The organism is Paenibacillus vietnamensis (genome assembly GCF_020169515.1).
Classification (GTDB): domain Bacteria; phylum Bacillota; class Bacilli; order Paenibacillales; family Paenibacillaceae; genus Pristimantibacillus; species Pristimantibacillus vietnamensis.
The window spans coordinates 42,637-52,509 of record NZ_JAHMHW010000014.1; the positions used below are offsets into that span (position 1 = coordinate 42,637).

Annotated in this window: 4 protein-coding genes; all 4 read left to right on the plus strand. The window is 54.9% G+C overall.

Annotated elements, in window-relative coordinates; genetic code table 11:
* Positions 1–86 precede the first annotated feature (86 nt).
* The 4 genes from KP806_RS21075 (at position 87) to KP806_RS21090 (ending at position 9,586) form a co-directional block, all read left to right on the plus strand.
* A complete protein-coding gene (locus KP806_RS21075) occupies positions 87–4,502 on the plus strand; it encodes an Ig-like domain-containing protein (protein WP_224725721.1) in 4,416 nt (1,471 codons plus the stop codon).
* 405 nt (positions 4,503–4,907) lie between these two features.
* Entirely contained in the window at positions 4,908–7,613 is a 2,706-nt protein-coding gene (locus KP806_RS21080) for a stalk domain-containing protein (RefSeq protein WP_224725722.1), read from the plus strand.
* A 76-nt stretch (positions 7,614–7,689) separates the two neighbouring features.
* Positions 7,690–8,850 (plus strand): sensor histidine kinase, encoded by a 1,161-nt coding sequence (locus tag KP806_RS21085; RefSeq protein WP_224725723.1) that lies wholly within the window; start codon positions 7,690–7,692, stop codon positions 8,848–8,850.
* A gap of 10 nt (positions 8,851–8,860) precedes the next feature.
* Entirely contained in the window at positions 8,861–9,586 is a 726-nt protein-coding gene (locus tag KP806_RS21090) for a response regulator (protein WP_224725778.1), read from the plus strand.
* Positions 9,587–9,873 lie beyond the last annotated feature (287 nt).

Below are 9,873 nucleotides of genomic sequence, written 5' to 3' on the forward strand. Positions count from 1 at the left end.
AAATGACTTATATTTCATCGCGAAACGAGCTTTTACCGCCAGAGGACGGCGACAGCCGTTTACGCTTGTTGAGGAGTGAATGGAAAATGAATCGTACCGGCAAGCTGTCCTTATTCGTCGCTATAATGCTGCTGCTCCAGCTGAGCTTGATCGGCCTGCCTGCAGCGCCGCGCCATGCGGAAGCCGCACCAGCAGGTCCGTCTGTTCTCGGACTTAGTCCGGCGGATGATTTGATTAATGTACCCCTTAATACCGATTTAAAAATAACGTTCGACGAAAGCGTGAGCAAAGGGACCAGCTCCGCGGCCGTATCGGTTGTGGAATACGGGACGAACCGGGTGCTGGAAAGCATCAGCGTGTCCTCGAGCCGGATCGTGCTGGAGGATTCGCAGCGCAGCGCCAGAATCGTCCTCGACAAGTCGACGGCAAGCAGAAAACTGGAGTTGAACACGGATTATTACGTGCTGGTAGACGCGGGAGCTTTTGTCAACGTGTCGAACGGTGCGGCTTATGCGGGAATCCAGAATGCAAGCAGCTGGAACTTCCGCACGGTTGCGCAGGTGGATTCGACACGTCCTGCGCATCTGACCAGGCTCCCGACCGGCAATGCCGCGGATATTACGGCTCCGATCGTCCTGACGTTCGATGAGCCGGTATTTGCCGCCAGCGGCAATATCCAGATCAGCTCGACCGAGGACAATCGGACGGTTGCGGTTACTTCGAGCGCCGTGACGGGCAGCGGGACGTCGACGATTACCGTAACGCCTGCTGCGGCGCTGCAGCCGGACACCACGTATACGGTGACGATTCCGGGCACGGCGTTCCAGGACGCGTCGGGCAATCTTTATAACGGGACCAGCTGGACCTTCCACACCGATGTGGCTCCCGTGAATAGTAGCGGGCCTCTGTCGCCTGCGGATAATGCAACGTCCGTAGCGGTTAACAGTCCGCTTACGATTACTTTCGACACCAATGTGCAGGCGCGGGCGGGAAAATCCATCGAAATTAGGCGGGTGAGCAATAACACGACGTTTGAGCGTTTTGCAGCGACTTCCTCGCGCGTTGTCGTGACGGGAAATTCGGTTCGGATTTCGCCAAGCTCGAACCTGGAAGCCAATACGGCTTATTATGTGCTGATCGATGCGGGAGCATTTACGCAGCAGGATCCGAACGGGGACAAATGGTATCACGGCATTGCAAGCGCAACGGTGTGGAATTTCAGCACGGATTACGGGAATGATACGACGGCCCCGGCCGTGACGGCATTTTCGCCTGCGAATAACGCTGTCGTAACGAGCACGAATTCGCAGCTGCAGCTTACGTTTAACGAGCCGGTGTTTCCGAGCGGCGGCATGATTGAGATCAGGGAATCGGGGACCGGCGCCTTATTCCGCTCGATCCCGCTCACCTCGGAGCGCGTGACGGGCGGCGGAACGTATCAGATTACGATTGATCCGAACAAAGCGATTACGGGAGAAGCGGCAAAAGCGTTCGTCAACAACACGAGATACTACGTGACGATGGGGAACCGGACGATCCGCGATGCGGCAGGCAACTATTACGCGGGCTTTTCTTCGTCAGGGGCGTGGACCTTTACCGTGACGCAGGATACGGTCCGTCCGACGCTTGCGCTGCTTAGCCCGCTGAACAATGCGACACTCGTCAGCGTGAACGGCACGTTCTCGGCGACGTTCAGCGAGCCGGTGCTGCCGGGCGGCGGGGCGATCACCTTCAAGCCGGCAAGCGGAAGCATCGCGACGGAGGTTGCGGGTTCTTTTACCGTGGACAGTGCGAATAACCGGAAAATCAACATTACGCCGGCTTCGGCCTTGGTCAGCAATACGGTCTATTATGTCTATATCGAAGCTGGCGCGGTGACGGATTTGGCCGGCAATTCTTTTGCGGGCATTCTGAACGAATATCAGTGGACGTTTCGTACGTTCGGCTCCGATACGACGGCGCCTTCGCTTAGCAAGCTGCAGTGGAGCGGTTCGACTATCTCCGTTATCTATAACGAAACGCTGAATCCGGAGTCGGTTCCGTCTGCAGGAAGCTTCTATGTCACTGTGAACGGCGCTTCGCGTCCGGTCAGCCATGTGGAGATCAGGGGAGAATCGGTGCTGCTGACGCTGACAAGTCCGATCGTGTCCGGCCAGACGGTGAAGCTGGCGTATACGAAGGAGTCGCCGATGGGCCGTCTTCAGGATCTTTCCGGCAACGAGGCGCTGAGCATCGGGTACCAGGATGTAACGGGTGCGCTGGATACGACGCTGCCGAGCCTGGTAAGCGGGACCGCTTCCGGAAGTGCAGTTACGCTTGTTTTCAGCAAGGAGCTGGCGGCTGTGAACAGCAACGCTTATTTGCAGTTTACCGTGACGGTCGGTGGCGTGGCTTACAGCGCGACCTCGATCTCGAGCACGGGCAGCACGGTGCTTCTGACGGTAAGCGGCACGATCCAGAATTATCAGAACGTGCGGGTGTCTTACGCGCCGGGCGCTTATGCGCTGCGGGATACGGCCGGCAATTATTTGAATACGATCAACCATTTTAATTTGTACAGTGTGCCGGATACGACAGCGCCGGTGCTGCAGTCGATCACAGCTAGCGGTTCGGTCGTTACGCTGACCTACAACAAAACGCTGAATCCGGCGAGTGTGCCGTCAACCGGCCAATACAGCGTGCTTGTCGACAATGTCGCACGAGCGGTCGTGCAAGTTCAGGTATCCGGCAACGGGGTATATTTGACGTTGTCCTCCGCCGTTTCTCCGGGACAGGTTGCGACCGTATCCTATCTTGCTTCGATTGCGCTTGTGACGGATTTGGCGGGCAATCCGGCTCCGTCCTTTAACAACGTCTCCTCAGGAAGCACCTCGGGAGGAAACGGCGGAAGCGGAGGCGGCCAGACCGGCAGCCTTTACGGAGCGATTGCAAAGGGAAGCCTGGTGACGCTGAACTTCGGCGATAGCTTAAACGGCGGCTACATTCCTTCGACGGCCCAATTTGCGGTGGTGGCAGGCGGAGCTTCAAAGCCGGTATCTGGCGTGTCCGTAAGCGGAAATTCCGTGACTCTCGTGCTGTCTTCTCCGGTATCAATCGGCGTTCCGGTGTACGTCACGTATTATTCGTCGGTGACGGGACTACGGACGCTTGGCGGGGTTACGGTTAACAGCTTCACGAATGTCGCCGCGGCGAACCAGACGACGGTGCTGGACGGCTTGTCTGGCGATTACGAAGCGGCGGACGGCGGCGGCATCGGCCTGAAAACGACGGCGGCCGAAACAACGATAGACGTATCGCCGGCAGGGGTGCAGGCGAGCCGGTACACGGTCATGAGCGACCGCGTCTTGACGGCGTACCAGACCATGAAGACGGCAGGACTCGCGAATCCGCGCGTCGTGTTTAAAGTGCCGTCCACGGAGCGCGCGGCTATTGTCGCGGTATCGGTCGGCACGCTGGACTCGGCGTATCGGCTTAACTCCGATTTCGTGTTTGCCGTGCAGTACGGGGACACGACCTACGAGCTGCAGCTGAGCGCGGCGGATTTTACGAGAATTAACGGTTTGCTGGGCGGCAGCAGTGCTGCGGGGCAGCTGCTGATCCGGATCGACACGGGTATCTCCTCGCTGACAGGCAGCTTAAGCACCAAGATCAATAGCTCCGGCTCCCAGCTGCTCGCGGGTCCTTATCATTTTGACGTGGCGGTTGCCAGCGGCTCGGTTCTGAGGGAATTAGATGAATTCGACGGCTACGTGTCGCGGACGATCCAGAACTATCAGACGGTGGATGCGTCCCGGACGGCCGTCGTGTGGCTGGATCCGGAGACGGGCGGCCTTTCGTACGTGCCGACGGAATTTTCGACAAGCGCAGGCAGGACGGTCACCACGTTCAAACGCAAAGGAAACAGCGCGTACGCGCTTATCCGAAATGCGTCAAGCTTCTCGGACCTCGGCAATCATTGGGCGGCCGGCACCATTCATCTCATGTCGCGGAAGTTCATTGTCGAAGCGAAAAGCGGCACGAAATTTGAACTTCAGCTGCCGATTACGCGCGGCGAGTTTGCGTCCTATATTGCGAAGGGACTGGGGCTTGGCGGCAGCAAGGCGGCAGCGGCGTCCTTCAAGGACGTGAAGGCGAACACGGCTATGGGCGCGTATATCGGGGCGGCATCGTCCGCCGGGATCGTGCTCGGCAGCACCGACGGCACCTTCAAGCCGGACAGCCCGATCACCCGCCAGGATATGGCGGTCATGCTGATCCGCGCGGCCAAAGTGGCGGAGCTGTCTACGGATCTGCCGCAATCGGCGTCCTCCTATTTGCAGAAGTACACCGACCGCGGCAAAATCAGCTCTTACGCACAGGCGGATATGGCGAAGGCAGTCCATCTCGGCGTCATTAACGGCATCACCGAAACGACGATCAGTCCGCTTACGAATGCGACGAGGGCAGAAGGCACGATTATGCTGATGCGGCTGCTGCAGAAAGCAAAGTTTTTATCGCCGTAGGGTCGCGTGTGGTGATTGTGGTAACTGGATAGGGTACAGCTATTTTTGGAGATTGGGTGGCTTTAGAGAAAATAACGGGATTGGCTACAGTTAAATTTGCAGTTTCCCTTGAAACGGGCATATGCCCGACAAATTGATGTAGGAAATCCCGTTATTTCCCGGAAAATAGGCATTTCACACGATTTAGCTGCACCAATTCCAGTTATTATGCCAAAACCCTACACGAAGTCTCAAAATCTCTATTCGCACCAAAACGGGCGTGAATAGAGATTTTTTGGGCTAATTGGCATAGAGAATCGACAATAATTAGGAAAAATTAACCGTTCTTTATTCTGGACCGTAACTTTTCTATCAATTTTGTAGTCTATTACTAGTAGATTATGAGATGGGAGAGTTGTAGTAGAAATGGGTATGGTTCAAGGCGGCATCGGCCGTCAGACGGGAAGCTTCGGTAAAAAGGTAATTATTGTGGCGTTAGGAGGGGCATTGCTCATACAGCCGATATCGGCACTGACTCCGGCAAGCTGGCAAACGGCCCTTGTGGAGACGGCGGAGGCGGCCACCGCAAATGTGCTTAAGCTGAAGGAGCAATCGTACATAACGTCGGGGGCGAAGCGGCTTGATTATGTCTGGCACGCGACTCGGGGAACCTCGAGAATTCAGACCGATGTGCATGTCATAGAAGTGGATCTAACGAATCCTTATGTGTCGCTAAATGTCATGAGCGGTAAAAATAACACGATCGGGCAGCGCGACAGCATTTTGAATATGTCAAAGGTGAACGGCGCGGTAGCCGCAATCAATGCGGACGTTTTTGTCATGGACAAGGAAGGGGCGCCGATGGGGGCGCAGGTGTCCCGCGGCGTTATTATGTCGAGTCCGGCGAGCCTGAAGGGCATGTACGCCTTCTCCGTCACGAAGGACCGGAAGCCGTCCATCGATCTGTATACGTTTGACGGAACGGTAACGGCAGCAGACGGCACAACCTTTCCGATCCAGGGACTGAACGAATCGGCCTACAATCCGGAAACGTATGACGCAACGTACAGTCACGTCGATAAAATGTACATATACACAAGCGTATGGGGCGGGGCCGAGCGCCCGGTCGCTTCCGCGACAAAACCGACGGAAGTGCTGGTACGCGGCGGCATCATCGAAGCGATTTCGGTGAACGCGGCGCTTCCGGGTCCGGTGCCTGCGGACGGTTATATTTTGCGGACGCACGGCAAGGCGGCTGCCTATGTGCAAGAGCATCTGAAGGTGGGAGAGCCGGTTACGGCGGACTACTCTCTCGTATCGCAAACGACCAAAGCGAAGGTAGATCCATCGACTCTGGATTTTCTGGTCGGCGGGCATACGCTGCTCGTCAACAATGGGGCGGCCAGCGCGTTTTCCCGCGATGTCTCGGGCGTGAGCGGTTATTCTTATACGTCTCGATCCGGTGTCGGCTATTCCAAGGACGGAAAGAAAGTCTATTTGATCACTAGCGAGCGGTACGGCACTAATACCGGCCTTACATTGAAGGAGCTCCAACAGATTATGGTGCAGCTTGGCGTCGACAAAGGCGTTAACCTGGACGGCGGAGGCTCTACGACGATGATCGAGCGTCCGCTTGGGACGACGACTCTGCAGCTTGCGCACTCGACGCAAACCGGAACGACACAGCGTTTGGTAGCGAACGGCATCGGCGTGTTCACCTCTGCTCCGCAGGGCAGCCTGAAGGGCATTTCGGTAAGCGGCCCCGAGCTGCTATTCTTAGGCCAGCCGGCATCGTTCTCGCTGAAAGGCTATGATACTTACTATAATCCGATTGCGGTCGATAACACTTCGGCGGTTTGGAGCAGCTCGAATGCGATCGGCACGTTCTCGGGCAATGTTTTTACACCGACCAAAACCGGAAAAACGTCGCTTAACGTCAAATCCGGCGCCATTACGACGGCCTACGAGGTTGAAGTGGTCGGCAAGGACCAGGTTGCCGCGTTGTCGATCAATAACCCGACCGGATCGCTGGCGGTTGGCGCCACCACTTCGGTTCCGCTGACCATCAAGCTGAAAAACGGCAATTCGTATAAACTGACCGGAGACTCCGTCAAATGGGAGTTTATCGGCTTCAAAGCGGTACAATCGGGCGACAATGTGACGGTCCAGTCGATCGGCGAGGGCGTCAGCACGGGTTACGCGATTGCCCGTTACGACGGTTTTGCGGCGATGATTCCATTCACGCAGGGCGAGAAGGTCGCAACGTTAGAGGACTTCGAGATATCGAGATATGCGATTACCTCCCAGGTGACGCCTGCAGAGACGATAGGCCGGGTCAAGCTGGTGTCGGACCTGCCGGAGCAGCCTTCGCCGCGGGCGCTTAAAATCGAATATGACTTTACAAAAGCTGCGGGCACAAAGGCATCTTACGCGATGTTCGGCTCCACGGGAGTCGGCTTGTCCGGCGCACCGGTATCGATGACGGTCGATTTGTTCAGCGACAACAGCCAAAACTGGGTGCGCGCCGAATTTGTCGATGCGGCAGGCAAGTCGCATCTGCTGGAATTGGCCAAGAAGCTGGACTGGAGCGGCTGGAAAACCGTAAAAGTGAATTTGGCCGAGGCCGGCATGAAATTCCCGGTGAAGCTTAAGCGCGTGTATGTCGTGTCGATTGAAGAGGACCAGGATTCCCGCGCTTTGGCGGGCGCGATCGCGATCGACAACATGCTGCTGCAGTATACGCCTTCGGCCGCCATTACGACGGATGCAACGATGGAAATGCAAATTTCCAAAACGACGGCGACCGTAGACGGCAAACCGCTGAAAATGGACGCGGCGCCGATTTTGCTGAACGGTGTCACTTATGTGCCGATCCGGTTCATCACGGACGCCATGGGCGGCAGGCTGCTGTACGACTACAAGCTGGGCAGGGTGACGCTGCTTCGCGGCGATACGCTGCTGGAGATGGTCATTGGGCAAAAGGCGATAAATCTGAACGGTGTGCTGTTATCTGCGGAAGTAGCTCCGATTATCCGAAACAACCGGACGCTGGTGCCGATCCGCATGGTTTCGGAAAGACTAGGGTTCAAAGTCGACTACGACGGCACGACGAAAAAGATTACCATCGATTAACGATAGACTCCTAGTATCCAATGTGTGGTATGATAGAGTAGATTAACCTTTAACAAAGAGAGGTTGCCGATCTCTAGTGGACCACCTTACCGTAGATATTAACCGAGTGATCAAGAACGCCACCGTCGTTATGGAAGACAGCAAATACCAGATATACGAAATATGCGAATCCGCGCGCACGGAGCTGGAATCGCTGGAGCAGGAGCTCGAGCACGTTCTTCAGGAGACGATGAAGACGATCGACAAGGTGGACCAGCTCGAGCAGGACTACCGCCGCGCGCGCGTTCGCTTGACTGAAGTGAGCCGCGATTTTGTAAGGTATAAGGAAGAGGACATCAAGGCGGCTTATGAGAAAGCGACGCAAATTCAGCTGGATCTGATGGTCTACCGCGAGAAGGAGTCGTACCTGAAGGCGCGGCGTGACGATTTGCAGAAGCGTGTCCGCAATGTCGAGAATTCCATCGAACGGGCCGAGACGATCGCCTCGCAAATTAACGTCGTGCTTGAATATTTGTCGGGCGATCTCAATCAGGTGACAAGAATCGTGGAATCGGCCAAGATGAGGCAGCTGCTGGGCTTGAAAATTATTTTGGCGCAGGAGGATGAGCGCAAACGGATCGCCAGGGAAATTCATGACGGGCCGGCGCAATCGCTCGCCAATATCGTGCTTCGCACGGAAATTGCAGAACGAATGCTAAACAAGCAGGAATTTGTCATGGTGCAGGAAGAATTAATAGATTTGAAGGTTCAGGTGCGGACCGGACTGGAGGAAATCCGACAGATTATTTTTAATTTGCGGCCGATGGCTTTGGACGATCTGGGACTTGTACCGACGCTCCGCAAGTTCACCCAGGACTTTGAGGAGAAAACAAAGATACGTACCGTCTTCGAGCTGGTCGGCAAGGAAACTCGCATGCCGTCTGCTATGGAAGCGGCTATCTTCCGTTTGGTACAGGAAGCCTTCTCCAATGCCTACAAGCATGCAAGCGCATCCCACGTGCTGCTTGAAATTAATTTTCAGCCCCATCAAATTTCGCTTGTCATACAAGATAACGGCGTTGGCTTCCTCAGCGAGAAAATCGAGCAAGATGCAGGCCGGAATGCGAATTTCGGACTTGTCGGGATGAGGGAACGCATCGAGCTGATTGAAGGAAGGATGGATATAGACTCAAAACCCGGTCAGGGAACGAAGATTATGATAGATATTCCAACAACTGCCGAATCTAGAAAGGAGTAAGATAATGATGATGCAGAAACCAGCAAATAATTCACATACGATTAAAATTTTGCTTGCAGACGACCACCAGCTGTTTCGTGAAGGGCTTAAGCGAATTTTGAATATGGAAGACGATCTGGAAGTGATTGGCGAATGCGGTGACGGCATTCAGGTGATGGAATTTTGCAATCATACGCTGCCTGAAATCGTCCTCATGGACATTAACATGCCCATTGAGAATGGTGTTGTCACGACCGAGCGCTTGAAAATTATGTTCCCGGAAGTGAAGGTTATTATTTTGTCGATTCACGACGACGAGAGCTACGTATTTGAGACGCTGCGCAAGGGTGCGACAGGTTATTTGCTGAAGGATATGGAAGCGGAGTCGCTTATTAACGCGATTCGTTCCGTCGTGCAGGGTCATGCGTATATTCATCCGAAAGTAACGGGCAAGCTGATCAACCAGCTGCGCCGTATGACCTATTTGGACGAAATGGGCATCGTTTCGGGCGCCGCCGCGGCTCAGGAGCCAGGCGTGAAATTTGTCGCAGGGGACGAAAGTCCGTTAACCCGCCGCGAGGCCGAGGTGCTGCGCTTGATGGCCGAAGGCAAGAGCAACAAGCTCATCGGCGAATTTTTGTTCATTAGCGAGAAAACCGTTAAAAACCACGTCAGCAGTATTTTGCAGAAAATGGAAGTAGATGACCGCACGCAAGCCGTTATTCAATCGATCAAATACGGTTGGGTTACTTTGTAGCGGCCTTTTTTGCGTATGGGGCCCATAGCAAAATAGCCGTCATGCCATGCGGTATGCGCCTCAAAAGGGCCATGCTGCGCTATACATATTCGACAGATCCCGCATCGATTGATGCGGGATTTTTGTCGTGGCGGCGCTTTTCGAACGACAGCCGATTCCATACGCGACATCCGACTTTTTACCCAAATAAGGCCCGGGTATTCGGGGGTAAAAGTGGGGCGTGAACACTATCTATTTGAAAATGAGAATCATAATCATTGACATGCGAAGGAAAACCGAATTACAAT

Bases quoted from the DNA above. Each gene is read 5' to 3' on its own strand.
- KP806_RS21075 (WP_224725721.1), top strand. From the start codon at position 87: ATGAATCGTACCGGCAAGCTGTCCTTATTCGTCGCTATAATGCTGCTG.
- KP806_RS21080 (WP_224725722.1), top strand. From the start codon at position 4,908: ATGGGTATGGTTCAAGGCGGCATCGGCCGTCAGACGGGAAGCTTCGGT.
- KP806_RS21090 (WP_224725778.1), top strand. From the start codon at position 8,861: ATGCAGAAACCAGCAAATAATTCACATACGATTAAAATTTTGCTTGCA.